Below are 24,134 nucleotides of genomic sequence, written 5' to 3'. Positions count from 1 at the left end.
GAACCACCCATGCCGAATCCTCCACGAAACACCCCCGCAGATTCCGCACCCCGCGTGATCCTTGTCGGCCACTGCGGACCGGATTCGTTCCTGCTTCGCGGCGCGGTCAGCCGCGCGCTGCCTGGCGCGATCATCCAGAGCGCGGACGACCAGGCGACGCTCGCCCGCCTGATGGGGCCTGACGCGCTGCTGCTCATCAACCGTGTTCTGGAAAGCGGGTTTGACACGGAGAGCGGCATCGACCTGATCCGCTCGATTGCGCAGAGCCGCTCCGGCGTGCGGATGATGCTGATCTCCAACTACCCTGACGCCCAGCGGCAGGCGGAGCAGGCCGGCGCGTATCCCGGCTTCGGCAAACGAGATGTGTATTCCGACGAGACGTTCGCCAGACTCCGTCAGGCGGCGACGGGTGAGCCGATCCGGGCAACCTGACCAGCCGCGACGGGTACGATCATCAACCGGCCGCCATTCGTCATTCGTCGGCGCGATCAGGAATAATCCCGGCGGGACGAGTGTAGAATCACCGGCGTCTCTCACCATCCTGATCAAGAAGGATCAACTCCATGAGTCATCGACGTTCCTGGCTGCTCAGCGCCGCGTGCGCTGCGACGATCGCGTTCGCCTCCCCCACGCTCGCCTTCGATCCGCCCACCACGACGGATGTCCGGCAGGCGGTGCAGACGTTCTTCAACTGGTACAGCGCCGCGACGCCCGAGGATCGCGCCGCCCAGATGAACGACAAGATCAAGGAGGCGTTCAGCAAACTCTCCATCGCGGAGATGAGCCCCGAGGCGATCGGAACGGTTCCCGGCTGGATTCGCAACGCGGACTCGGTCAAGGGCGCGTTCAACGCCCGGCTGGAGGAACTGCTCAAGGACCGCGGCGCCGACGGCGCGGTGGCGGCGTCGCTCAAGTTCGACTTCGCCCTGGACGAGCAGGGCCAGCTCGACACGCTCAAAGCCATGTTCGAGCATCCCGGCTTCGATGCCGCCATGAACGAAGGCCGCGCGTTTCAGCCGATCGGCGCCCTGGGCTTCGTGTCAGAGGACATTCTCGCCAAGCTGAGCAAGCAGCTCACGCACCTGGCGTCGTTCTACAAGGGCGAACTGTCGCAGCAGCGGCTCAACGAGGGCGTCAACGTGGTGGTCGCGCTCAACCGGGCCGGCAAGGCCGTTGACAAGGCGGTCAGCGAGGCGGTGCGCTCCAACCTCAAGACGCACTTCGCCAAGGCCGCCGAGGAGCAGGCCAACCCGCAGATGAAGGAGCGGATGCTTTCACAGGTCGCCTTCCTTGACGGCGCCTACGCCCGCGGCGAACTGATCGGGCATGACGCGCCGGCCATCAACTTCACATGGACCAGCGCGGGCCAGCACAGGACGCTCGCCGACCTCAGGGGCAAGGTGGTGGTGATTGACTTCTGGGCCACATGGTGCGGCCCGTGCATCGCGTCATTCCCCAACATCCGCGAATTGCAGGAGCGCTACGAGGGGTATGACGTGGTCATCCTCGGCGTCACGTCGCTGCAGGGCAAGCACTACCCCGGCAACGCGCCGCCCATCGACACCGCGGGCGACCCCGACAAGGAGTACGCCCTGATGAAGGAGTTCATGGCCGACAAGCAGATGACCTGGCAGGTCGCCTTCAGCCAGCAGAATGTCTTCAATCCCGACTTCGGCGTGCGCGGCATTCCGCACGTGGCCATCATCGGCGCCGACGGCAAGGTGCGCTACAACGGCCTGCATCCCGCCGGCACACCCCTGGCCAAGAAGGCCGAGATGATCGACGGCCTGCTCAAGGAAGCCAAGCTCGCCACGCCCGGCCCGGTGATCGAGAAGAAGGACTGACGTTCAGCCGCATCGATCGGAAAGTGCCCCCTCTAGCCCCGCGACATCGCGGGGCCTTTTCATTCAGCGCACGAGCATGGGCAATTGCGCCATGTCGTCGAACACTTCCGCCCCTGCCTTCGTGAGGGCGGCGGCGTTCGCGCTTCGCGCGTACCCCAGGGCGCGCATGCCCGCGGCGATGGCCGCTCGCACGCCCGGCACGCTGTCCTCGACGACAACGCATCGGGTCGGCGGCGTGCCCAGCGACGTCGCCGCATGCAGAAACAGGTCCGGGTGCGGCTTGCCGCGCGGCACGTCCGCCGCGCTGAAGATGCGACCCTCGAAGTGATCGATCAGCCCGGTGATGGTGAGATTGAGCCGGATCTTGTCGTGCGGCCCGCTGGATGCCACGCATCGCGGCGCGGGAATCGCCTCGATCGCCTCGCGCACGCCGGGAATCGGCTTGAGTTCGCGCCGGAACGCCTCGAAACTCACCTCGCGGAACCGCGGCACGAACGACTCGGGCACCGTGATCCCCAGCCGCGCCTCGACCAGACGCACGCAGTCGGCCATCGACCGCCCCACGAACATCTCGTGCGACGCGGCGTCGTCCAGGTCCCAACCCAGCGTGCGCAGGCATTGGCACCACACACGGTTGGAGATCGGCTCGCTGTCCACGAGTACGCCGTCGCAATCGAAGATGACCAGGTCCGTCCGGCTCATCAACCGATCCGCTCGCGCCCGTGCATGTAGGGCACGAGCGCCCGGGGCACCGTCACCGACCCGTCGGCGTTCTGGTACAGCTCGAGGATCGGAATCAGGATGCGCGGGCTGGCCAGCACGGTGTTGTTGAGCGAATGGCAGAAGACGTTCTCCCCCCGTTCATCCTTGTACCGCAGCTTGAGCCGCCGGCACTGGAAGTCGTAAAGGCGGCTGGCGGAGTGCGTCTCGCCGTACGCGCCGGTTGGGCGGCCGTCCTTTCCTTCCGGCCCGCGTCCGGGCATCCACGACTCGATGTCGATCATGTCGGCGTTCTTGGGGCCGAGGTCGCCGGTGCAGCACTGCAGCAGGCGGTAGGGAATCTCCAGTTGCTGGAGCAGTTGCTCCACGATGCCGATCATGGTCTGGTGCCAGCGGCGCGATTCGGCCTGGTCGGCCTTGCAGATGACCACCTGCTCCACCTTGTCGAACTGGTGGATGCGGTACAGCCCGGCGGTGTCCTTGCCCGCCGCCCCCGCCTCGCGGCGGAAGCAGGTTGAGACAGTGGCGTATTTCAGCGGCAGTTGGCTCCCATCAAGGATCTCATCCGCGTGATAGCCCATCAGGCCGACTTCGCCGGTGCCGGTGAGGAACACATCCTGCCCGGAGCCGCGTTTTGATTCCTCGATGTGATATGCCTGTTCACGTCCCGCCGGGAAGAACCCGGTGCCCACCATGCACTCCTCGCGCACGATGACCGGCACCGACATGGGCGTGAACCCCTGCTTCTCGGTGATGAAATCAAAGGCGAAGCGAAGCACCGCCTGATGCAGGCGCATTCCGTCGCCGGTGAGCACGTAGTGACGCGCTCCGGCCATCTTGACCGCGCGCTCGAAGTTCACCAGCCCCAGCGCGTGGATGAGCTCGATGTGCGTCTTCGGCGCGAAGCCCTTGTTCTGTTCAAACGACCTCGCCGGGTTGAACCATGCCGGGTTCCACGTACGGATCTGAACATTGTCCTCCGATGAGGCGCCACGGGGCACATCCGGGTCGGGCGGCAGGGGCACCTGCAGCAGGATCGACTCCATCTCGGGGCGCAGCGCGGCGGCCTGATCCTCGAACGCCTGAATCTCGGTCTTGAGCTCGACGGGCCGGCGCTCGATCTCACGGATCCGCGCCTCGATGGCGTCGCGCTCCGCGCCCTGGGCGGCCTTCAACTGGCCCTTGAGCCGCCCGATCTGCGGACCGAGCTCCTTGCCGATCCTCTTCTGCTCGGCGCGGCGATTGTCGGCCTCCACCTGCAGGGTGCGAAGCCGCTCATCCAGTTGGAGCAGCCGGTGGATGTCCACCGGAATGCCCTTGTCGCGGGCGCCGTCGATGTACCTCTGCGGGTTGGATCGCAGATCCTTCAGGTCGATCATGGGTCGATGGTATTGGGGCAGGCCGATCGGAGCCAGACGACCGGCTCGCCCATCGACCGCGCGTTCCTACACTCCGCCACCATGCCGCTCAGTTTCCGACACGCCGTGCTGCCCAACGGGCTGACGATCATCGCCGAGGTGGACCCCGCCGCGCACACCGCCGCCGCGGGGTTCTACGTCAAGACCGGCGCCCGCGACGAGGACGCCTCGCTCATGGGCGTCAGCCACTTCCTCGAGCACATGATGTTCAAGGGCACCGCCCGTCGGACGGCGGACGAGGTCAATCAGCATTTCGACAACATCGGCGCCAACTACAACGCCTTCACCAGTCACGAGATGACGGCCTTCTGGGCCCATGTGCTGCCCGAGCACCTGGACGAGGCGGAGGACATTCTCGCCGACATCCTGCGCCCCGCGCTGCGTCAGAGCGACTTCGACCTCGAGAAGAACGTCATCCTCGAGGAGATCGCCATGTACGCGGATCAGCCCTTCTGGGTGCTCTACGAACAGGCGATGGAGCGGTACTACCCCGACCACCCGCTGCGTCATCGCGTGCTGGGTACGCCCGAGACGATCTCGGCCCTGCCGCGCGACGCCATGCAGCGGTACTTTGATGACCGCTACTCGCCCGACAACATGGTCGTGGCCCTGGCGGGGCGGCTGGACTTCGACGCCCGCGTCGCCTCGCTGGAGCGCCGCTGCGGTTCGTGGAGACGGACCGGGGCCAGGCGCGAGTATCGGCCGATCCGGTTCGGTGAGGGCGCTCTTGATCGCACATCCGACAAGGTGAACCGCCACTACCTGCTGATGATCGCTCCCGCGCCGTCGCTGCGCGACGACGACCGCTACGCCGCCATGATGCTGGCCCAGGTGCTGGGCGACTCCGAGGGCTCGCGGCTCTACTGGGCGCTCATCGAGACGGGTCTGGCCGAGGAGGCCCAGGCCCAGTACGACGGGCGCGATGACACGGGTGAGCTGTACGTCTTCGCCACGTGCTCGCCCGAGGACGCCGTCGAGGTCGAGCGGGTCGTGCTGAAGGAAGTCGATGGGCTGGTCGCCTCGCTCACCGAAGATGACCTGCAGCGCGTGCGCAGCAAGATCGCCACGGGCGTCACGGTCGCCGGCGAACGCCCCGCGGGCCGCATGAAACGGCTGGGCCACATGTGGACGACGCAGGGGCAGTATCGATCGCTGGAGGATGAACTGGCCCGCATCAACATGGTCACGCTCGATGATCTGCGCCGCGTGGCGTCGAAGCACCCGCTCACGCCCCGGCTGACGGCCCGGCTGTCACCGGCGGGATGATCCATCGCGCCTCGTCGGATCGCCGGAGGATGACGTTCGCGGCGTCTGCAGATCCGGAAAGACCATCGACATCGTGGGCGGCTCGTGACCCAGGATGTGCCGGACATACGCCGCCAGCAGGCGGCAGGCCCTGCCGACGGCCGGCGTGTCCTGCGCCGGCAAGGGCGCGCCGGTCGTCACGCGCCGCAGCAGCTCGACTGTCTCACGCCGCACGCGCCAGCGTGGTCCGGCGTCGCCTCCACGGATCAATCCTCCGGATTCCGGCGCGAAGAGGTACACCGACTGTCCATCTCCGTCGGTGTTTCCGGCATCGCCTTCACCATGCGTCTCAATCGAGGGCTGATAGCCGGTCTCCGTGAGCAGCGACCACAGGAACGCAAGCGTGAGACGACCATGATTGGCCGAGTCTCCCAGCCCGCCGAGCGCCGTCACCAGCGTGCGATACAGGCCGGGATGAGGGTCGTGGTCCTGCACCATGTGGTGGATGAGGTCGGCCATGAACAGTCCGAGCCGGTGGGCCTCCAGGTGGCGCCGCAGGGGCCAGTAGACCTCCAGCAGCGTCCACTCGGTCAGGGTGTGCAGGTCGCGCCCGGGCTTGATGATGGCGACAAACTCGCCCCGCGCCAGCAGGTCGATGCCGCCGCTGAAGCGGCCTTTCTCACGCTTGGCGCCCTTGGCCAGCCCCCGGACCACGCCGTGATCGCGGGAGAACAGCCCGACCGTCTGGGATGTTTCGGAGTAATCCCAGTGCCGGATGCAGATGGCTTCGTCGGTGACGGTGGGCACGCTCGGCAGTGTAGTCAGCGACGTGCGCGGCCGATTCGTGCTTGTGCCGCGGCTGGCGGATTCAGGTCTGCAGCTCGCCGCACTCGGGGCATCGTGGAGAGAACTCAAGACCCCTCAGGTCGTACGCGCAGTGGGGGCAGCGCCCTTCCGCCACCAGCGCGTTGCGCCGCACCGCCCGCACATAGAGCACGCCGCCCACGGCCAGGCGCGTCAACAGCAGCCCGAGCGACAGCACGACGAACAGCGCCACCCACCACAGGAAGATCGACGCGGCCCAGGACCAGTGGTTGACCTGTTCGCGCACGTCGCCCTCCGCCCAGCGCTGCCGGATGGCCTCCGCCGGCGCCAGCGGGCTTTCCTGCACGGCCTTCATCACGGCCTCGCTCTCGGGCGTCGGGGGACCGTCCGTCGATCGCCACACGGCGTTGGCGTCGCGGAACTGCCGCACCATGATGATCGGTTGGCGCGTGATCTGCGAGGTCCGCATGGGAAACCCGCGATCCAGCCGATCCACTTCCACGGTGAAGTAGGCGTGAATGCGATCGCGCGGAATGCCGTAGTCGGTGGCGTCCGCCTGCGGGTCGTTCACGTAGGCCAGCAGGTCGCCCCGGTCGCTTCGCTCAATCAGCCCGGTGACGCCGTGGATGGTCGTCGCTTGCTCCATGCGATGATCGAACCACCACGTGACGGGCATCGCCAGAACGAGCGAGGAGGCCAGCGTGGCGTCCGCGGCGCGGGACCACGCCGTCCGCTCGCGCGTCGCGGAGTAATACTCCATCAGCCGGAGTTGCCGACGAATCCACCTGAGCATCTGTCAACTCTATCCGCGAGACGGGCCGTGCGGATGCAGTGCGTCCGTCGCGGAATCGTCTGACGGCCCCGCCGGTTCGGATGAAGGCGACGACGGACGACGGCGCGGATTCACGTGATAGCGCGGGTCGATCGGCTCCAGCGGCCGCCCGCACTCCGGGCAGATCACCCCGCCTCCCGGCAGACCCGTGCGCGAATACCCGCAGCCGGGGCAGGTGAAGGCAAGCCGCTTCCTCTGCTCGCGCAGGGCCATCCATGCCGGCCACCATCGCGGCGCGAGCAGAATCACCACCAGCAGCACGCCGCCGCCGATCAGTCCTGTCGCCCAGAGCGCCGCCTCCATGACTACCTCCCGCGCCGCCACGCCGCGCGCAGCAGCTCGACCGAGGCCGGGTCGTCCGCGAAGCGGGCGGAGTCCCGCGCCGGCAGGTCGAAATGATCGTCAGCGAGCGATCCATCCAGTTCGTTGAGCCATGCCTTCGTCGCGCGCACCGCGCCGGGCGGCTTGGCGGCCAGACCCCGCGCGAAATCGGTCGCCGCGCCACCCATCGCCGCCTCGCCGGAGATCACGTGCGACGCCAGACCGATTCGGCATGCGGTTGCCCCGTCAATCAACTCACCCGACATCACAAGAGCCCGCGCGGCCCCATCGCCCACCTTGGGAATCAACGTCGGCAGCGTGACGGCGGGCGACAACCCGATGCGATGCACGGGGTAGCCCAGTTTCGTGCTCGATTCAACGAATACCAGATCGCACGCGGACACCACGGCGCATCCCCCGGCCACCGCGGCGCCATGGACCGACGCCACCACCGGCTGAGGCAGGCGCCGGATCGCGCGCAGCAACGTTGAAAGCCGCTCGATGAAGACGCTCATCACCGCCGGATGCTCCACCGCCGCCCCGAGGTCGAAGCCGGCGCAGAACGCCGGGCCTTCGCCGCGCAGCAGGATCACCCGTGTCCCGGCATCCCGGCGCAGCGTTTCCAACGCCGCGTCCAGCGCGTCGAACATGGCCATTGACAGGGCGTTTCGCTTCGTTGGATCGTTCAGCGACAGGATCGCGACGTGATCTTCGCGGCGTTGAATAAGCATGGGCGCGACCACTGTACGCCAGCGGATCATCCCGGGATCATCGTTCGACGGTGTGAAGCGGCGCCATCCCCAGTCGCTCCAGCGTGGGGCGGGAGAACATCCGTCGCTTCATCGCCAGGTCAAGCGGCGTGCGCCCAAGACCATCCTGAACGTCAATGGATGCACCGCCATCCAGCAGCGCGATGATGGTCGGCTCATCACCGAACAGGCACGCGCGATGCAGCGACGTCCAGCGCGGGGGCTCGATCACCGCCTCGGTGGCGGCCCCGGCGTCGATCAGCAGCCGAACAATCGCCGGTTCGCCGCAGGCGGCGGCGCGATAGAGAGGCGTCACGCCCTTCCACGTTTCACGGAAGCGCCGACCCAGCACCGGAGGATCGATGACCTCCCTCGAATCGTTGACATCCGCGCCGGCTGCAATGGCGTCACGCACCGCGGCGACATCCGCGGCCTCGATGGCGATGAGCAGTCGCTCCGTGGCCTGACGACCCCGATTCCATGCGGTGAGCGCCAGCGAGCACGCCGTCGCCGCCAGTACAATGGCGCCAAGGATCAGCCGCGGGTGTCGAACCTGGGGGAAGTACCGCTTCACGCACGGCTTATCGGCATCCCTCAACCTCGACTTGGCGGTTGTCATCATCTTCCGCGTCCTCGGGCTGCAATCCCGTTTGACCGAGGGCGTTTCATCCGTTAGGATAAACGTTGTTGAGAACGAGTCTCAACAAGTCCGTGTCCCCTCTCAGAGTCCTCCCGTGCAGGTGAGCACGCTTGACACCCTTTCCCGCGGCGCCCGGGGCGAGATTCTCGCCGTGGGCGATCGCTCCGGCTCGGCCGGGCGTCTTCGCTGCATGGGACTGCGGGAAGGGGTCGTGGTGGAGGTGATGGCCGACTGCGACCCGACCATGTTGCGCGTTGAGGGCTGCTGCCTGGCGGTCGGTCGGGAGCTGCTGCGGGACGTGACCATCTGCCGCTGCGGGTGCGAGAAGGAGGATGCCGCGTCGCAGGCCCTCGCACGCTCGCTCGGGGCCAAGAGACGTGGCCCGCACGCTTGACCAGCTGAACAAGGGCGGCGCTGCTCGCATCGTCGCCATCCGCGGCGACGCACCGCTCACTCAGCGCCTGCTGGCCATGGGCGTCATGCCTGGCAGTCGCGTGCGCCTGGTCGGCGTGGCGCCGCTGGGCGACCCCATCACCATCGAAGGGCCTGCCGGTCGTGTGTCGCTGCGACGGGTCGAGGCGGCGACGGTCGTGGTCGACGAAACCGCGTGATCCGGCGCAGACGAGTCGCTGAACGAGCCATGACGCACCAGACCGGCACCACGATCGCCTCGTCACCCAGCCACGGCTCTCCCGAGCGTCAGCGCGAGATCGCCCTGATCGGCAATCCCAACACGGGCAAGACCACGCTCTTCAACCGTCTCACGGGGGCGCGGCAGCGCGTGGGCAATTACCCGGGCGTCACCGTCGAGAAGAAACTCGGCACGCTGAAACTGGGCGACCACGCATCGGTCGCCGTGATCGACCTGCCGGGCGCCTACTCGCTGGCCGCCGCCAGCGCGGATGAGCGCGTGGTGCTGGACGTGCTGATGGGCCGCATCCCCGGCACGGCGAGGCCCGACGTGGTCGTCTGCGTGGTGGACGCATCCAACCTGATGCGCAACCTGTTCCTGGCCTCGCAGGTGGCGGACACGGGAATCCCCCAGGTGGTCGCGCTCAACATGATGGACTGCGCCCGCGAGCAGGGCGTGGCCGTGGACCCCGGGCTGCTCTCCCAGCGGCTGGGCGTGCCGGTCGTGCCCATCACCGCGACCAGGGGCGAGGGCGTCGAGGAACTCAAGCGCGCGATTCACGCGCTGCTGAGCGCGGCGTCGTCCGAAACTCTCAACCGCCAACTGACTGCTGACAACCCTTCCACTCCCGGCATCGCCCCCATGCCGTGGCCGGCGTCGGTGGAGCAGGCGGTGGGGGAACTTGACCGCGCGATCAGGCACGACCTCGGCGGAAACGAGGCCTCGTCCGTCAGCCGCGTCGAGCTGCTTCGTCTGCTTTTCGACGCCCACTCCGCCATCCCCGAGCGGCTGGGCTGGCCCAGGTCGAAGGCCGACGCCGCCATCGCCCGCGCCCGCACGCACCTTGAGCAGCACGGCCTCGATCCCGTCAGCGCCGAGGCCATGCTGCGCTACGGCCGCCTCGCGGAACTGCTCGAAGGCGTCATCGTTCACCCCGGTGAGCGCAAGCCCACGCGCGGCGAGTCCGCCGACCGCGTGCTCACTCACCGCGTCTGGGGACTGCTCTTCTTCGTGGGGCTGATGACACTCGTCTTTCAGTCCATCTACACGCTCGCCGGACCGCTGATGGACGGCATCGACGCGCTGACGGGGTGGATGCAGGAGATCGCGGGGGGCTGGCTCGAATCCACGCCCATGCTGGCCAGTCTCGTCGCTGACGGCGTCATCGGCGGCGTCGGTTCGGTGGTCATCTTCCTGCCGCAGATTCTCATTCTGTTCTTCTTCATCGCGCTGCTGGAGGACACCGGCTACATGGCCCGGGCGGCCTTTCTGATGGACCGGATGTTCTCGTGGTGCGGGCTCAACGGCAAGAGCTTCGTCCCCATGCTCTCCAGTTACGCCTGCGCGATTCCCGGAGTGATGGCCACCCGCACCATCGAAGACCCCAAGGCCCGGCTGGTCACCATCCTCATCGCGCCGCTCATGTCCTGCTCGGCCCGCCTGCCGGTCTACGTGCTGCTCATCGGCGCCTTCGTGGAGCCGCGCTACGGACCGTGGTGGGCGGGGTTCACGCTGGTGGCGATGCACTTCGTGGGGCTGCTGGTGGCGATTCCCGTGGCCATGGCGCTCAACCGGTGGGTCATCAGGGGCACGCGCATCCCCTTCGTGATGGAGATGCCGCCCTACCGCACGCCGCAGCTCCGCGACGTGCTCTGGCGCATGGTGGAGCGCGGCGGGGCGTTCCTGCGCCGCGCCGGCACCATCATCTTCGCCATGACGATCATCATCTGGGCCCTGGTGTACTTCCCCCGCTCCGCATCGGTGGAGCAGGCGGCGACGCAGCGGTTCATAGACCAGACGGCGGCGGAGATGGCTCTTCCCGCCGCCGATGTGGCGGATCTGGTCGAACGGAACGACGCCGACGCGAATGATCGCTTCGACGAGGAGCTGGCCGCGCGTCTGTCCAACAGCGTGGAAGGCGCCTTCGTGGAGCACAGCTACCTCGGGCGGCTGGGGCGGACCGTGCAGCCGATCTTCTCGCCCGCGGGCTTCGACTGGCGCATCACCATCGGCGTGCTGGCGAGTTTTCCGGCGCGCGAAGTGATCATCGCAACGCTGGGAATCATCTACAACCTGGGCAGCGAGGTGGATGAGGAGTCCGACACGCTCGTCGCCGCGATGCGGAACGCCCGCTGGGAGAGCGGACCCCGCGCGGGAGAACCGGTGTTCACCATCCCGGTGGCGGCGGCGATCATGGTCTTCTTCGCCCTCTGCCTGCAGTGCGGCAGCACGGTGGCGGTCATCGCGCGCGAATCCGCATGGAAGTGGGCCATCTTCGCCTTCTGCTACATGACGGCCCTGGCGTGGGTGGGCGCGGTGCTGACGTACCAGACCCTGCGCCTGGTCATCGCATCGTGACGCCGTCAGCGGTACCCGCGCCGGTGGTAGACCCACCATTCCAGCAGCAGCACCAGCAGACACACGCCGATCGCGAAGGGCCAGAGCGGCGTCTGCAGCCCGCCGGCGGCTCCCTCGCCCGTGACCTTCTCGTCGCCCCACTTCAGTTCGGTTCGCGGCGTGATGTGCGACTCCGGCTCATCCAGCAGATTGACGGCGAAGCGGCGGCTGCCGTCCGCGCCGCCCGCTTTCCACGTGATGTCGTAGAAGCCGGCTCGATCGGTGCGTCCCCAGGAAACCTCGTTCAAGTCGTCCGGAGACAGCCCGTGCGACGCGCCGTCAGGCGTTCGCAGGCGGACCTCCGTCGCGCCGGCGGGCAGCCGCGTGATGATGGGATCGCCGGGCGAGAGCGTGCGCTCGGTCGTCGCCGACCCGCTCAAGCCCAGGTACTCGATGGTGTTGACCATGAACATCACCCAGCTCGGGTGCCAGAACCAGTTGGTCTCCACGGGCCGGAAGGTGAGGTGGATGATCTGGACGCCGCCGGCGGTGTACTCCACAATGGCCGGCGCGGAGAGCGTGCCGCTGCCGGCCTCGACCAGCACGCGCACCCGGTCGGCGGAGACCAGCGGGCGGAGCGACCGGATCAGCAGGTTGTCGAGGTTGACGTGCTGCATGATGGGATGCTCACGGGTCCAGTCTGCGATCTCGAAGCCCTCGACCGGCTCTCCCATCGCGAGCGCCTCAATCGGCAGACGCGAGCCGAGGTTGATATAGCGGCCGGGCGGAAGGGATCTGGGTTCGTGCTGGTCGATGATGATGACGTCGTAGCGTTCCGCCCCCCCGCCTCCACCACTTCCGCCGCTTCCACCCGCTGCGAGCGCATCGAACTGTTCGCCGGAAAGGGTGTCGCTGGTCTGCAGCAGTTTCATGCCCGCGAAGGCGTCGTGCGTGAGCGACAACTGCGGCGCCACGACCGCGGTGCGCAAGGCCTTGGCGGGAGGCGTGACCAGCCACGCGGTATTGTCCACCGCCAGGTCGTCCTGCCGCAGGTTGGCGACTTCGATGACCGCCGCCGCGGGCTGCTCGAAGGGGCCGAAAACCACGTTGCTGCGCCCCGGCACGAGCTGACCCGTGGAGGCGTCGATCGTGGCGGCCTCCATGCGAACCACGCGGATCCATCCCACGTTGCTGTCGCCGTTGACGGACATCTGCACCGTGCATTCAACGCCCGTCTGGTTGAAGTTCACCAGCCCGGCGAAGACCTGGATGGCGGCGGGACTGTCGTATGGCCTCTCCGCCGCCACGCTGGAGAAGGCCACGTTGTCGGCGTCGGGCGCGCCGATGGGATAGAAGTTGAGTGTTTCACCCCGACGCACCTGTCGCTGGAAGTCGGCGATGGCCCCGTCGGAGAACAGTTCGATCGTGCCGGGCTTGCCTTCCATCACGAGCTGCTCGTTGTCCGGGTCGGTGATGGTGGTGTGGGCGCGGGCCAGCTTGAGGGCGTCATCGATGGCGGTGCGCCGGTCGGTGGGCCGCACGGCGTCGATGGCCCGCAGCAGGGGCTGACGCGCGGTGGTGAAGTTGCAGAGCACCTCCGCCTTCTCGTTGAAGGCGATGACCATGCACTCATCCGCCGTCCCGCCGAAGAGGCCCCCGGACTGCATGGCCTCGACCAGGCGCCTGGCCTTGTCCTTGGCGTCATCGAGTCGGCTGCGCCCGCCTTCCAGGTCGGTGGCCGACATGGAGGCGGAGTTGTCGATCATGATGATGACCCGCCCGCCCGTGCGCCGACCCGACTTGAGCTGCGGCTGCATGATCGCCAGAGCCAGCAGCGCCAGGGCGAGGAGTTGCAGGAAGAGCAGCAGACTCTTGCGCAGTTTCTGGAAGGGCGCGTTGGCGCGCAGATCCTCGATGGACTTCTTCCACAGCAGCGTGCAGGAGATGACCCGCTGCCGCCGGCGGAGCTTCAGGAAGTACAGCAGGATCAGCGGCGGAATGACCGACGCCGCCAGCACACCCCCCGCCACCGGATCGATCAGGTTGATCCCGCTCATCGCAGCAGTCCCCGCTTGCGAAGGTAATCCAGCAGCAGCACGTCGAGATCGATGGACGTGTCGATGGTCAGGTGCATCATGTTGCGGCGGACGCAGTACTCGCGCAGTTTGCCGCAATAGGCATCCAGGTTTTCCTTGTACCGCTTGAGCAGGGCCGCGCTGACGGTGACCTCCGCCACGTCCTCATCCTCGACGTCGGTGAGACGGAGGTCGCCCGTGATTCCGTGCCTGCCTGGGTCGATCTCCTCGGGGCTGAGCACCTGCAGGGCGAAGGTGTCGTACCCGCCGCCGGCGAGGAACTTGAGGCCCTTCTCGTACCCCTCCTTGAACATGAAGTCGCTCAGGATGACCATGACACCCTTGCCCTGACGGGTGAGGGCCAGCGTCTTCATCGAGTCGTCGAACCGGCTGGGGCCGCCCGGCGACTGATCAAGAATCCACTTTCCCATTTCCTGCACGCGGCGCCGGCCGCGCAGGTTGGGCAGCCGGTTCAGCCCCCCGCCGGAGAACGTGCAGAGCGTGACGCGGTTGTGATTGCACAGCCCGATGTAGCCCAGGGCCATGGCCAGCCGCTGGCAGAAGATGAACTTGTTGGGGTTGCCCCAGTCCATCGAGGCGCTGCCGTCGATGGCGAGGATGAGAGACAGATCCTCCTCCTCCAGGAAAATCTTGAGGAAGAGCCGGTCGAGCCGGGCGTAGATGTTCCAGTCCACGAAGCGCAAGTCATCGCCGTGGGTGTAGTGGCGGTAATCCGCGAACTCCACGCTCACCCCGCGCTTCTTGCTGCGCCGCTCTCCCTGCAGTTTGCCGGCGAAAATCTTGCGCGAGACGACATCCAGCTGATCCAGCCGCGCCATGAGGCGGCTGTCGATCAGGTCGTCCACGCGACGCGGACGGGTTGCGGCGGCTGGAGAGAAGGTGGTCATGACTGTTGGCTTGTCGCGATGACAGGTTCGACGGGAACCAGGTCGATCAACCGATCCACGATGTCGTCCGTGGTCAGCCCTTCCGCCTCGGCCTCGAAACTCCGGATGATGCGGTGCCGCAGGGCGGCGTGGGCCACGGCCTGCACATCGCGGAAGGCGATGGCGTATCGCCCGTCGATCAAGGCCCGCACCTTGGCGCCGGCGATGAGCGCCTGCGCCCCCCGGGGGCTGACGCCCACGCGAATCACGCGCGACAGGTCCGGATGCGCGTACGTCCCGCCCGGATGCGTCGCCAGCACCAGCCGGATGGCGTAGTCCTGCACGTGCGGAGCCGCCACCACCCGACGGGCCAGCCGCTGCGCCTGCAAAATGTGCGGTCCGTCCAGCACGGGCGCGGCGTGGGCGGCGTGCGTGGTCGTGGTGCGGCGGAGAATCTCGTTCATCTCCGGCCGCGTGGTGGAGGGCACCACCACCTTGAAGAGGAAGCGGTCGAGCTGCGCCTCGGGCAGCGGGTAGGTGCCCTCCTGCTCGATGGGGTTCTGCGTGGCCATCACGAAGAACGGCCGCTCCAGCGGGTGCGTGCGGCCCGCGATGGTGACCGATCGTTCCTGCATGGCTTCGAGCAGAGCCGCCTGGCTCTTGGGCGTGGCGCGGTTGATCTCGTCCGCCAGCAGCAACTGGCTGAAGATGGGACCCGGTCGGAACTGGAACTCACGCCGTCCGGTGGACTCATCCTCCAGCACGATGCTCGTGCCCGTGATGTCGGCGGGCATCAGGTCGGGCGTGAACTGGATGCGGCTGAACCGGAGCGTGAGCGCCTCGCCCAGCGTGCGGATGAGCAGCGTCTTGCCCAGCCCCGGCACGCCTTCGAGCAGCACGTGACCATCCGCGAAGAGTGCGGTGAGCACCAGGTCCACGACCTCTTCCTGCCCCACGATGACGGTGGCGATGGCCTGCTTCAGTCGCGCATACAGGTCGCGGAAGGCGGCGCAGTTGGAGCGCACCGCCGCCACGTCGTCAAGCGAGGCGTCCAGCGTGGGAAGATTCACCATGGTCGGCACGGCTGACCCGGATCGGGGATGGCCGGCCTGTGGGCGCGTGGCGATCTCAGCCATGGACGCCTCCATCGCTCTCACCCTTCTGCTGCTCACGGGCGCGACGTTTGGCCGCCAGCAGGCGCGAGGTGAAGTCGCCTTCATCCGTCGGATCGGGCTTCTCCGCCACCGGACGGCGCCTGGGCGCCGCGGGTCGATCGGACGGAACACCTGACGCCGCCACGTCTGCGCCCACGTCGATCGCCTTGCCGCGATCCTGTTCGCTGGCTTCGAACTTGACGGTGCGATCCTCCACCGGAATGTCTCGCGCCGCAGCCGCCGGTTCGGTCGGACCGCCGGGCTGCTTGCGATGGGCCACCTGCTCGCGGGCGCGCTTCCACGCGGCCACGGTGTCCTCGGCCACGTCGCCCCGCCTGCCGAGCATCTTGCGCAGCGTCTGACGCACTTCCGCGATGCCGATGGCCAGCCGCCTTCCCGCTACATCGACCAGGAAGATCGAGGCGGCGATGATGGCCAGCAGATCCCAGATGGGCTTGTGGCTGCGGCGCGGCTCCAGCCCGTCGCGGTTCCACAGGTCGGCCAGTTGCGGCTGGTCGCGCAGCACACGTCCGCCGGTCATTTCCGCCACCTGCACCAGGCGGGCGGAGTCATCCCGGATGGCCCGGAACTCGCGCGAGTAGGGCACGTTCACCGCCGCCTGCATGTTGCCGACGATCTCGCCTCCCTTGCGGAAGTGCATGTTGACGAGGTAGGCGCCGGCCTCCGCCGCGTCGAACTCGCCCCGGTACCGTCCCGGACCCACCTGCTGCAGAGCGAGAGGCGCCGTACCGTCCGGACCCAGCACCGCGGCGCTGCTGGTGAGGAAGTTCTCAAAGTTGGAGTCCTTGTCGAAGGCCTCGACCTCGATGATGGCGCGCTCGCCTTCCAGCCGCGTGTTGACCGTCATGTTGGACGGGCTGACGGGCCGCATCGCCCAGCGCACAGATTGATCCCAGAAGCCCTTGAACCGGTCCCACCCGACCCAGCGGCCCCCCCACCGCCCCGTCAGGTCGGGCGTGAATGCAATGGCCTTGCCGATGCCGTAGTTCCACGAGGCGTAGATCGGATCGCCATGCTTGTCGGATACGAATGCGATCTCGGCCAGCCCTTCCTTGGGCGCGGTGAGCACATAGCCGTCCACCGAGGGCAGATCGCGGAAGCCGCGGATCGGTTCGACCAGCGGATTCTGCAGGGTGGGAATGTACTCGTCACCCTCGACGGTGAGCGACCGGGCGACGATGCGCGACTCGGAAATGAAGATCTCCGGCAGATTGCGCGGATTGGTGACGTTGTAGAAGTTGCCGCCCGTCACGTTGGCGATGGTCTGCATCGTGGTGGGACCGCCGTGACCCGCGATCAGCACCGTGGTCACGGTGATCTTGGCGGCCACGAACTGGTCCAGCAGCGCCTGACTGGGCGGACTGGGGTCGCCGTCCGAAATGATGATGCAGTGCTTGTTGGCGTTGAGCGGCGCCATGCCGTCGTACGCCAGTTGCATGGCGGACTGGAAGTCCGGCATATCGCCGACGGGCATCTTCTGGGCGGCGGCGATGGGGCGGCTCTTGTCGCCCGCCGGCGCGGGGCCGTACTCCCACACCACCCCGCCCGCGTTCCAGTTGTAGTCAAGAATCCCCACGTAGTCCTGGCTGCTGAGCGCCTCGATGGCGGAGATGGCGACCTTCTGCCCCCAGAAGTTGGCCTGCGGCATCTCGCACGAGTGCATGATGAGGCACAGCGCGCCCAGTTGCCGCTGCATGGTCTGGGGCGGGTCCAGCTTCACCGGCAACGCCTTTTCCACCTGCGAACTGATCCACCCCCCGTTGCCGAACGCCTGCGGCCCGCCCAGCACGAGCAGGCCCCCGCCCAGGTCATGCACGTAGTCGTGCAGCCACTTGTCCTGCTCGGTGGTGTAATCGCGCCGGTGCTGGTCCATCATGATGACCGCGTCGTACCCCCCCAGCGTGACGATGCTGTCGAGGTACGACGCCTGCTCGGTGCGCACTGACAGGTCGCTGGCCCGCAGCGCGGCGGCGAGTGGCTCGGCGTCGGCCTCGGAGTCGGCGAGAATCAGCACGCGGCCCTCGCCGCCCACGAACGTCACCGCCACGGCGCGGTTGTTCTCAGCAATCAGGTCCGCCTGCGGATCATCGGGAACGAACGTCGCCTCGAACTGCTGCGGCCCCGCCTCGTTGTACAGGATCGGAATGTTGCGCGAGTTGAGCCCCGGCTGCAGACGCACCCGCACCGTCGCCCCAGGCGATTCCGGGTCCAGATCCACCGGAAGGCCGTTCTGGGTGAGCGAGAGGACGCCGGTCACCTCGGACTGCGCCCGCAGCACCATGCGAAGCGATGACACCTGACCCTCGCGCACGCGAGCCGGCGCCACCAGCCGATCAAAGATCACCTCGCGCCCGTGCTCGTAGGTGAGCGGCAGCACGTCGATGGGAATGCCGTTGGCCCGGGCGGCCTTGGCGGCTTCAAGCACGTGGCCGTCCGTCTCGTTGCCGTCGGACACGAGCACGAAGCGGATCATCGTGTCCTGCGGCGCCGTGGCCAGCGCCAGCGAAAGCCCCTCCGCCAGCGTGGTGGCCTCATCACTCGCCAGGTTGTCCGTGAAGTTGTCGAACGAGGAGAACCGATGGGGCAGCGAACTGATCGCGGCTCCCTTGCCGATCGTGATGATCCCGAGTCGATCCTCCGGCCTGCGCTGCAGCGTGGTGGCGACCTTCATGTAGTCGAGCGCCCGGTCGCGCAAGTACTGCGGCACCGAGCGGCTGCGATCCATCATCACCACCACCGTCAGCCCTTCACCCTTCTTCATCCACGTCGGCTCGGCCAGCGACGCCGCCAGCAGCACCACCACGATCGCCCGCACTGCGAACGTCACGTGCGTCTTGAGAGGCGACAGCCCCCCCAGCGAAGTCCGCGCGATCAGGTACATCGGCAGCACCAGCGCCGACAGCGCCAGCCACGTCGGTTGCTCGAAGCGGATGAAGAGGTTCTCGAACATGAGCTACCCCTGAGGCCTTTCGATCACCTGCACGCGGTTGTTGCGGGAATCGAGCACGAACAACCGACCGTGTATCTCCGCCGCCCCCCACGGCGCCAGCAGCTGCCCATCGCCGGAACCGCTTTCGCCCAGCAGCGCCTTCGATGCCCCCGCGGCATCCAGCACCTGCAGTCGGCTGTTTCCGAACTCGCACACCAGCAGCGAACCGTCCGACAGCACCGTCACGCCGTAAGGATAACGGAATTCGCCCGGCCCGGTTCCGACTTTCCCCACCGTGCGCAGGAATCGCCCCTCGGGGTCGAACACCTGCAGCCGGTGGTTGCACGCGTCCGCGACCCACAGTTCCGTTCCGTCGGCGTTGAAGCACATCGACTGGGGTCGGTTGAACTCGCCCGGTCCGGCGCCGAAGGAGCCGAACTGGAAGAGGAATCCACCGTTCGCGTCAAACACCTGAATGCGGTCATTGCCTCCGAACTCGGCGACGTAGATCCGTCCGTCGCGCCCGAAGGCGATGTCGCAGAGGAAGGTGAACTGTCCCGGTCCGCTGCCGTACTCGCCGAAGGCGCCCAGCAGGTTGCCCTCCGGGTCGAAGATGGAGACGCGGTACTCGTGCGTATCCGCCACGAAGACACGCCCGTCCGGAGCCACCGTCACCCCGGTGGGGTAGCCGTTGTCGTACTCCGGCATGTACCACTGCTTCTGGGGGGTTCCATCCGCGCCGAATCGCTGCACGCGCCCGGAGCGGTCGATGATGTACACCACGCCCCGGCGCTGGTCCGCCGCGATGGCCCGCGGATAGTTGAACTGCCCGAGAATCTCCCCCGGCTCGCCGAACACGAACACGGGCCTGATGGGCTTCGATTCCGCCGGATCGGCCCGGCAGCCGCCGAGCGTCGTCGCCGCACAGACGATCAGGAGCGCCCAGGACGGGGCCGCCCGCCTCAGCCCCACGCCGATCACGCGACCCGCCACCAGGGCGGCCGCCCCCCCGACGACCAGCAGCACGACAATGCTCAGCAGCACCACGTCATCCCGCTGGTAGTGCATGTTGTTGAGCAGGATGGGCGCCACCGTGGGATACCCCGGCGGCTGCACGCGCCACACCGCCTCCACCTCGCCGATCGAGAGCGCCGACGTCACGAACAGCGTCACCGCGCCCGCCGCGATCCAGCGAGGCCTTCCCGCCAGCCACAGGCCGCGCCACGTGTCCGCGCCGTCGATTCGGCGCATCGCGCGCAGATCGGCGTCCTCGGATGACGCCGCCCACAGGCCCGCGATCGCGCCCACGAAGCCGAAACGTGACAGCAGCATCAGCACCATCACGACCGGCGTGCCATAGATGATCCCCTGCGCCCACCCGCGATTGAACGACTGGATGAACGCCACCGCCGCCGCCGTGGCGGGAATCGACGCCGCCAGGAAGAGCAGCAGGGTCACGCCCAGTGCGACGCGGCCCGGCCAACCGAGCCGTGGGCGGCGTGGTCGCGCGCGAGTCGTCGGTTCTCGACGGTCGGCTGACGGCTGTCGGCCGTCGGATGCCGGTTGTCTCACAAGCGGGCCGGATGATGCCGCCACCCCCACGCCCAAGGCGATGATCACCGCCCCCGCGCCGCCGAGTATGGCGAATCCAGCCGTATTGATGACAGGTCGCTCGAACCCACGCAGTGAGGCCCCGCCCATCAGCTCACCCCCGCGCCACAGCAGCAGCACGACGATGGGCAGAAACGCGAGCATCACGAATGGCATGGCGATGATGCGCGTCGCGGATCGTCCTCGACCGGCGACTGATTCCCGGGCCTCGTTCTCATCCGCACCGCGTCGCCGCGCCATCCACGCCAGCGCCGCGACGCACCCGATCGCCGCCGCGTAGCCGGGCCAGGCGGAACGCACGATCGCTCCGGGCGAAGCCCCGGTCGAGTCCATCGCCCGCAGCTCGTACCCCAGTGTGCGCACCTGCGCCAGGTCGAAGCTGGTGGTGTTGTTGAACGTGAAGAGCGACACGATCAGCACCGCGCAGAGAAGGCCCCGCCATGCGGCCCGCGCGTCGAACGCCAATCGACGCAGCACGCCCGCGCCATCCAGCCGCAGGTGATCACGGACGGACGGCGACGCCCCCCGAAGCGCCGCCGCGATGCACGCCGCCCCGATGGGCCATGACCACGAAACCAGACCCAGCCACAGCGTCGCATGTCGTGCGTAGACCTCCAAGCCCAGGCGGCGAATCCAGTCGAACCAGGCCACGTCGGGCCCCCACATCTGCCACCACAGCCAGAAGTGAACGTGCGGGGGCAGGAGGATCGGCAGAACCAGCATGGCGCCCGCGAGCACGCCGATGCCGCCATGTGCGTGGGCCGACGCCCGCGCCAGCGCCGCGCCGGGCAGCCACCCGACCAGCACCGCGCCTCCCGCCGCGGCCAGAGCCCACCCCAGCCCGACGGACACGACGGACCACGCGCCGCCGTGCATCGCGCCGCCGCTTCCCGCGCGATGGGTGTCCAGCGCCAGATGGATCATCGTCGCCGCGGGCCACGCCGCCGCCGCGCCGATCAGCGCCAGCATCGCGAACACGATGATCCAAGCCCCGCCGCGCATGCTACGACTCGCCCGCGCCGGAACCCAGAATGCGCATCGCCGCCTCCACCGCACCGTCCATGGCCTCGGCGACGCGCTTCAGGTCGATCCGCAGCGGTTCGGGAACGGCGTACTGCGGATAGTCCTTCATCACCGATTCCCGGATCGGAATGTTGCGCGAGTCGGACTCGACGAGCATGCGCTCGACGCGCTCGCTGAGGAGGAAGCGGATGAACTCGCCCGCCTGTTCATGGTTCTTTGCTCCCCGAATGAGCGCCACGGTGTTGGGAATCACCAGCGTTCCGGCGCCGCGCTCGTTCTCCTCGCCGTGCCAGGGGTAGACCAGATCCACCTGGGCGCCGTTGCGCTGGGCGGCCCACACGTCGTCGGTGTCGGTCATGCCCACGTCGGCCTCGCCCCGCGCCACGGCCTGCACCACCCCGGCGTTGCCGGAGGTGAGCAGCCGCACCTGGTTGTACGCCAGGTTGCCGAGGAACGCCTCGTATCCGCCGGGCAGCTGCCCGTCGAAGAACACCTTGAGCGCGCCCAGGTGGCCTCGCGTGGTGCCGAAACGCGGATCAGCCATGACCACGCGCCCCCGCCAGCGCTCCCGCGTCAGGTGAATCCACGTCCTGGGCGCCTCTTCCCGCGAGACTCGTTCGGTGGAATAGACGATCACGCGCGCCCGCGGCGCAAAGCCGTGCCAGCGCCGCGCCGCATCGCGCAGGTTGACCGGCCACGATTCCACGTCCGCGTGTGAGAAGGGTTCCAGCAGTCCTTCCTCCGCGAGCTGAATCATCATGAAGCACTCGGACGACCAGAACACGTCCGCCCGGGGCGACGACGCCTCGGCCCGGATGCGGTTGGCCAGCCCCGTGTTCTTGTTGACCTCGGTGTCGCCGACGAGGTCGACGCGGATGCCTGTCTGCTCCTCGAAGGCGCGAACCACCTCGCGGGCCACGTAATCATCCGCCGAGACGTACAGCACGAGGCGCGAAGCGCCGTCGTTTCCGCCGCAGGATGTAACGCCCCCGGCCACCGCCCCGCCGATGGCCAACTGAAGGACGACGGACGCCGCCCGACGCGCCGCGGCGACGAATCCACACCCGGAACCTCGGCGCTCACGCGGCATCGACCGTTGGCCTCCGCATCACGTCACGAACCCGACCCGCTGCCGGCATTGCCGGCGGCCCCATCGCGCTGGCTCCCGCCCTCGGCGGGCGGGCTGGCGCGCCTGGCCTTCTCGCGCAGCTCGCCGAAGTACCGCTGCAGCGCCTCGTGATACTTGCGGGGAATCTGCTCATCCTTCACGCCGTCGGCGTAGCTCTCGGCGTTGGAGAGCGCCGCCTGGCGGAACTGAATGGTGGACTCACCCTTGACGATCGGCCCATCGAACATGGTGCTGGCGATGATGTCGGCGTTGTTGTCCTTGTTGTCGATCTTCTCGATCCTGGTGCTGGTCGGCGTCTTGGCCAGCGGTGCTTCGCCGCCCGCGCCCTGTCCGGGGTTCTGACCCATGCCGCCCTGCCCCATACCCTGTCCGAGTCCCTGTCCCAAGCCCTGGCACTGACCGGCGATCCGGTTGGCCATCGCCTGGGCCTCCTTCATCATCTGCCGCAGGTTCTCGGCGTCGGAGAGCATCTGCGCCATCTGTCCGGCGCCCCGGCTGCTCTGCTGCCCGTTGCCGGACTGCATGCCCTGGGCCATCTGCCCCATCGCGCCGGCCATGCCCTGGCACATCTGGCTGGCCGCCTGCTGCGCCTGGGCCATCTGCTGAAGCTGCTGCTTCTGCTGCTGGCTGAGGTTCTGGTTGTTCTGGATCTGCTGCTGAAGCTGCTGGGGGTTCTGAGCCAGGTTGGGGTCCATGCCCGCCTGCCTGAGCGCGTCCTCCAGGGCCTTGCGATCCTCGGCCATCTTGGCGAGCTGCTTCGACAGGTCATCCAGCGCTTTCGCCAACTGCTCCTTCTGCTCCGGCGACATCTCGCCGTTCTCGGCCATCTGCTGCAGTTTCTCGATGGCTTCCTTGGCGGCCTGGAAGTCGCCGCTCTTCATGGCCTTCGTCAGTTCCGACGCCAGACCATCCTGCTCGCTGGTCTTGAGCTTGCTCAGCGCGCTGGAGAGCGCCTCGGCGGTCTTCCCTTTCTCGCCCTTGACGATCTCCTCGAGCCGATCCGTCACGTCCGTCAGCTTCTTGAGCGCCTCGCGCCTGGCGCCCTCGGGCGTCTTCATCGCGGTGGGGTCCAGACGATCCACGCGCAGCTGGTCCAGCACGTCCTTGAGTTCGTCCCCCAGCGCCTCGTTCTGCTTGAGCATCTCCGCCGCCGAAGCCAGCGTCGTCTGCACTTCCACGGGGATCGGCTGCGCCGCCGGCTCCCGCTGCGGAGAACGGGCGAACAGGTCACCCTGCGGGATGAACAGCGCGGCCAGAACGGCGACCAGGGCGATCGACGGCGCCAGCCACCAGCGACGCGGGGGTTCCACGGGAAACCGACGCCGCACCTGCTCGCGCGTGCGCGCGTCGCGGGCCACCGATACGGCGTCCTCCACCGCGGCCCTGGCGAAGGCGTCCTCGCGTCCGGCGATCTGCAGCGCGGTCGAGAGCTTCTCGCGCAGCTCCAGTCGCTGATCCACGGCGATAGCCACCTGAACTTCGTTCTGACGGCGACGCCACCAGAGCACCAGCGCCGCCAATCCCGCCGTCAGCGCCAGCGCGGGGGCCACCCAACTCCACGGCACCCGGGCCGCGGGGGTCAACTTGCTCACGACAATCAGCAGCAGCGCCAGCGCCGCGGCCCCCGCCGCCGCCTGGTGGAGCCACACCAGATAGGCCGAGAAGTGCAGACGGCCGGCGGCAATCCTGAGGATCGAGCGGATGTCGTTCATCGTGGGTTCTCCCGGTCGAACATCGTCCGTT

Annotated in this window: 20 protein-coding genes; 6 read left to right on the top strand and 14 right to left on the bottom strand. The window is 67.8% G+C overall.

Annotation, left to right across the window (positions count from 1 at the left end; all coding sequences use genetic code 11):
* The first annotated feature begins 9 nt into the window (after positions 1-9).
* Positions 10-432: a hypothetical protein gene (locus HRU76_10120; protein ID QOJ17916.1), complete on the top strand. Its 423-nt coding sequence runs from the start codon at positions 10-12 to the stop codon at positions 430-432.
* A 131-nt stretch (positions 433-563) separates the two neighbouring features.
* On the top strand, positions 564-1,844 hold the full coding sequence (locus tag HRU76_10115) for a TlpA family protein disulfide reductase (protein ID QOJ17915.1): 1,281 nt from the start codon (positions 564-566) through the stop codon (positions 1,842-1,844).
* A gap of 63 nt (positions 1,845-1,907) precedes the next feature.
* Here HRU76_10115 and HRU76_10110 read toward each other — a convergent pair whose 3' ends face one another.
* Together HRU76_10110 and serS are read right to left on the bottom strand one after the other, a co-directional pair.
* Positions 1,908-2,546 carry an HAD family hydrolase gene (locus tag HRU76_10110; GenBank protein ID QOJ17914.1) on the bottom strand — a complete coding sequence of 213 codons (639 nt, stop codon included), beginning with the start codon at positions 2,544-2,546 and terminating at the stop codon, positions 1,908-1,910.
* Positions 2,546-3,943, bottom strand: a complete 1,398-nt coding sequence (gene serS, locus HRU76_10105; protein QOJ17913.1) for a serine--tRNA ligase — start codon at positions 3,941-3,943, stop codon at positions 2,546-2,548. The genes HRU76_10110 and serS overlap by 1 nt, the downstream gene beginning before the upstream one ends.
* 6 nt (positions 3,944-3,949) lie before the next feature.
* Between serS and HRU76_10100 the strand changes: the two genes are divergently transcribed.
* Positions 3,950-5,248: an insulinase family protein gene (locus HRU76_10100; protein ID QOJ17912.1), complete on the top strand. Its 1,299-nt coding sequence runs from the start codon at positions 3,950-3,952 to the stop codon at positions 5,246-5,248.
* On the opposite strand, the gene recO is transcribed toward HRU76_10100, so the two are convergent.
* The 5 genes from recO to HRU76_10075 all read right to left on the bottom strand — a co-directional run bounded on the left by recO (position 5,234) and on the right by HRU76_10075 (position 8,528).
* Positions 5,234-6,034, bottom strand: a complete 801-nt coding sequence (gene recO, locus HRU76_10095) for a DNA repair protein RecO (GenBank protein QOJ17911.1) — start codon at positions 6,032-6,034, stop codon at positions 5,234-5,236. The genes HRU76_10100 and recO overlap by 15 nt on opposite strands.
* 61 nt (positions 6,035-6,095) lie before the next feature.
* Positions 6,096-6,845: a hypothetical protein gene (locus tag HRU76_10090; GenBank protein ID QOJ17910.1), complete on the bottom strand. Its 750-nt coding sequence runs from the start codon at positions 6,843-6,845 to the stop codon at positions 6,096-6,098.
* Positions 6,846-6,854: 9 nt separating this feature from the next.
* Entirely contained in the window at positions 6,855-7,187 is a 333-nt protein-coding gene (locus tag HRU76_10085; GenBank protein QOJ17909.1) for a hypothetical protein, read from the bottom strand.
* 2 nt (positions 7,188-7,189) lie between these two features.
* Entirely contained in the window at positions 7,190-7,936 is a 747-nt protein-coding gene (locus tag HRU76_10080) for an enoyl-CoA hydratase/isomerase family protein (protein ID QOJ17908.1), read from the bottom strand.
* Between the two features lie 37 nt (positions 7,937-7,973).
* A complete protein-coding gene (locus HRU76_10075) occupies positions 7,974-8,528 on the bottom strand; it encodes an ankyrin repeat domain-containing protein (GenBank protein ID QOJ17907.1) in 555 nt (184 codons plus the stop codon).
* Positions 8,529-8,688: 160 nt separating this feature from the next.
* Here HRU76_10075 and HRU76_10070 point away from each other — a divergent pair, with 160 nt between their 5' ends.
* The 3 genes from HRU76_10070 to feoB are packed head-to-tail and all read left to right on the top strand — an operon-like array spanning position 8,689 to position 11,583.
* On the top strand, positions 8,689-8,988 hold the full coding sequence (locus HRU76_10070) for a ferrous iron transport protein A (protein QOJ17906.1): 300 nt from the start codon (positions 8,689-8,691) through the stop codon (positions 8,986-8,988).
* Positions 8,972-9,205, top strand: coding sequence for a FeoA domain-containing protein (locus HRU76_10065; GenBank protein QOJ17905.1), 234 nt, complete (start codon positions 8,972-8,974; stop codon positions 9,203-9,205). Before HRU76_10070 ends, HRU76_10065 begins: the two co-directional genes overlap by 17 nt.
* A 29-nt stretch (positions 9,206-9,234) precedes the next feature.
* Positions 9,235-11,583 (top strand): ferrous iron transport protein B, encoded by a 2,349-nt coding sequence (gene feoB / locus HRU76_10060; protein QOJ17904.1) that lies wholly within the window; start codon positions 9,235-9,237, stop codon positions 11,581-11,583.
* Positions 11,584-11,588: 5 nt separating this feature from the next.
* Here feoB and HRU76_10055 read toward each other — a convergent pair whose 3' ends face one another.
* From HRU76_10055 to HRU76_10025, 7 genes are read right to left on the bottom strand one after another with little or no spacing between them, the layout of a single operon-like run.
* Entirely contained in the window at positions 11,589-13,619 is a 2,031-nt protein-coding gene (locus HRU76_10055) for a VWA domain-containing protein (GenBank protein QOJ17903.1), read from the bottom strand.
* Positions 13,616-14,545, bottom strand: coding sequence for a DUF58 domain-containing protein (locus tag HRU76_10050; protein QOJ17902.1), 930 nt, complete (start codon positions 14,543-14,545; stop codon positions 13,616-13,618). Before HRU76_10050 ends, HRU76_10055 begins: the two co-directional genes overlap by 4 nt.
* Complete coding sequence (locus HRU76_10045; GenBank protein ID QOJ19165.1) at positions 14,542-15,597, bottom strand: AAA family ATPase; 1,056 nt, start codon at positions 15,595-15,597, stop codon at positions 14,542-14,544. Before HRU76_10045 ends, HRU76_10050 begins: the two co-directional genes overlap by 4 nt.
* 55 nt (positions 15,598-15,652) lie before the next feature.
* Positions 15,653-18,649 carry a VWA domain-containing protein gene (locus tag HRU76_10040; GenBank protein ID QOJ17901.1) on the bottom strand — a complete coding sequence of 999 codons (2,997 nt, stop codon included), beginning with the start codon at positions 18,647-18,649 and terminating at the stop codon, positions 15,653-15,655.
* Between the two features lie 3 nt (positions 18,650-18,652).
* Complete coding sequence (locus tag HRU76_10035; GenBank protein QOJ17900.1) at positions 18,653-21,241, bottom strand: hypothetical protein; 2,589 nt, start codon at positions 21,239-21,241, stop codon at positions 18,653-18,655.
* A gap of 1 nt (position 21,242) precedes the next feature.
* A complete protein-coding gene (locus HRU76_10030; GenBank protein QOJ17899.1) occupies positions 21,243-22,352 on the bottom strand; it encodes an extracellular solute-binding protein in 1,110 nt (369 codons plus the stop codon).
* Positions 22,353-22,375: 23 nt separating this feature from the next.
* Positions 22,376-24,103 (bottom strand): hypothetical protein, encoded by a 1,728-nt coding sequence (locus HRU76_10025; GenBank protein ID QOJ17898.1) that lies wholly within the window; start codon positions 24,101-24,103, stop codon positions 22,376-22,378.
* Positions 24,104-24,134 lie beyond the last annotated feature (31 nt).

The organism is Phycisphaeraceae bacterium, assembly GCA_015709595.1.
GTDB lineage: Bacteria > Planctomycetota > Phycisphaerae > Phycisphaerales > SM1A02 > CAADGA01.
Note: the sequence above shows the minus strand (reverse complement) of the source record. Positions and strands in the feature narration are given on the sequence as shown.

Bases quoted from the DNA above. Each gene is read 5' to 3' on its own strand.
- HRU76_10120 (QOJ17916.1), top strand. From the start codon at position 10: ATGCCGAATCCTCCACGAAACACCCCCGCAGATTCCGCACCCCGCGTG.
- HRU76_10115 (QOJ17915.1), top strand. From the start codon at position 564: ATGAGTCATCGACGTTCCTGGCTGCTCAGCGCCGCGTGCGCTGCGACG.
- HRU76_10110 (QOJ17914.1), bottom strand. From the start codon at position 2,546: ATGAGCCGGACGGACCTGGTCATCTTCGATTGCGACGGCGTACTCGTG.
- serS (QOJ17913.1), bottom strand. From the start codon at position 3,943: ATGATCGACCTGAAGGATCTGCGATCCAACCCGCAGAGGTACATCGAC.
- HRU76_10100 (QOJ17912.1), top strand. From the start codon at position 3,950: ATGGTATTGGGGCAGGCCGATCGGAGCCAGACGACCGGCTCGCCCATC.
- HRU76_10090 (QOJ17910.1), bottom strand. From the start codon at position 6,845: ATGCTCAGGTGGATTCGTCGGCAACTCCGGCTGATGGAGTATTACTCC.
- HRU76_10085 (QOJ17909.1), bottom strand. From the start codon at position 7,187: ATGGAGGCGGCGCTCTGGGCGACAGGACTGATCGGCGGCGGCGTGCTG.
- HRU76_10080 (QOJ17908.1), bottom strand. From the start codon at position 7,936: ATGCTTATTCAACGCCGCGAAGATCACGTCGCGATCCTGTCGCTGAAC.
- feoB (QOJ17904.1), top strand. From the start codon at position 9,235: ATGACGCACCAGACCGGCACCACGATCGCCTCGTCACCCAGCCACGGC.
- HRU76_10055 (QOJ17903.1), bottom strand. From the start codon at position 13,619: ATGAGCGGGATCAACCTGATCGATCCGGTGGCGGGGGGTGTGCTGGCG.
- HRU76_10050 (QOJ17902.1), bottom strand. From the start codon at position 14,545: ATGACCACCTTCTCTCCAGCCGCCGCAACCCGTCCGCGTCGCGTGGAC.
- HRU76_10045 (QOJ19165.1), bottom strand. From the start codon at position 15,597: ATGGTGAATCTTCCCACGCTGGACGCCTCGCTTGACGACGTGGCGGCG.
- HRU76_10040 (QOJ17901.1), bottom strand. From the start codon at position 18,649: ATGTTCGAGAACCTCTTCATCCGCTTCGAGCAACCGACGTGGCTGGCG.
- HRU76_10035 (QOJ17900.1), bottom strand. From the start codon at position 21,241: ATGCGCGGCGGGGCTTGGATCATCGTGTTCGCGATGCTGGCGCTGATC.
- HRU76_10030 (QOJ17899.1), bottom strand. From the start codon at position 22,352: ATGCCGCGTGAGCGCCGAGGTTCCGGGTGTGGATTCGTCGCCGCGGCG.
- HRU76_10025 (QOJ17898.1), bottom strand. From the start codon at position 24,103: ATGAACGACATCCGCTCGATCCTCAGGATTGCCGCCGGCCGTCTGCAC.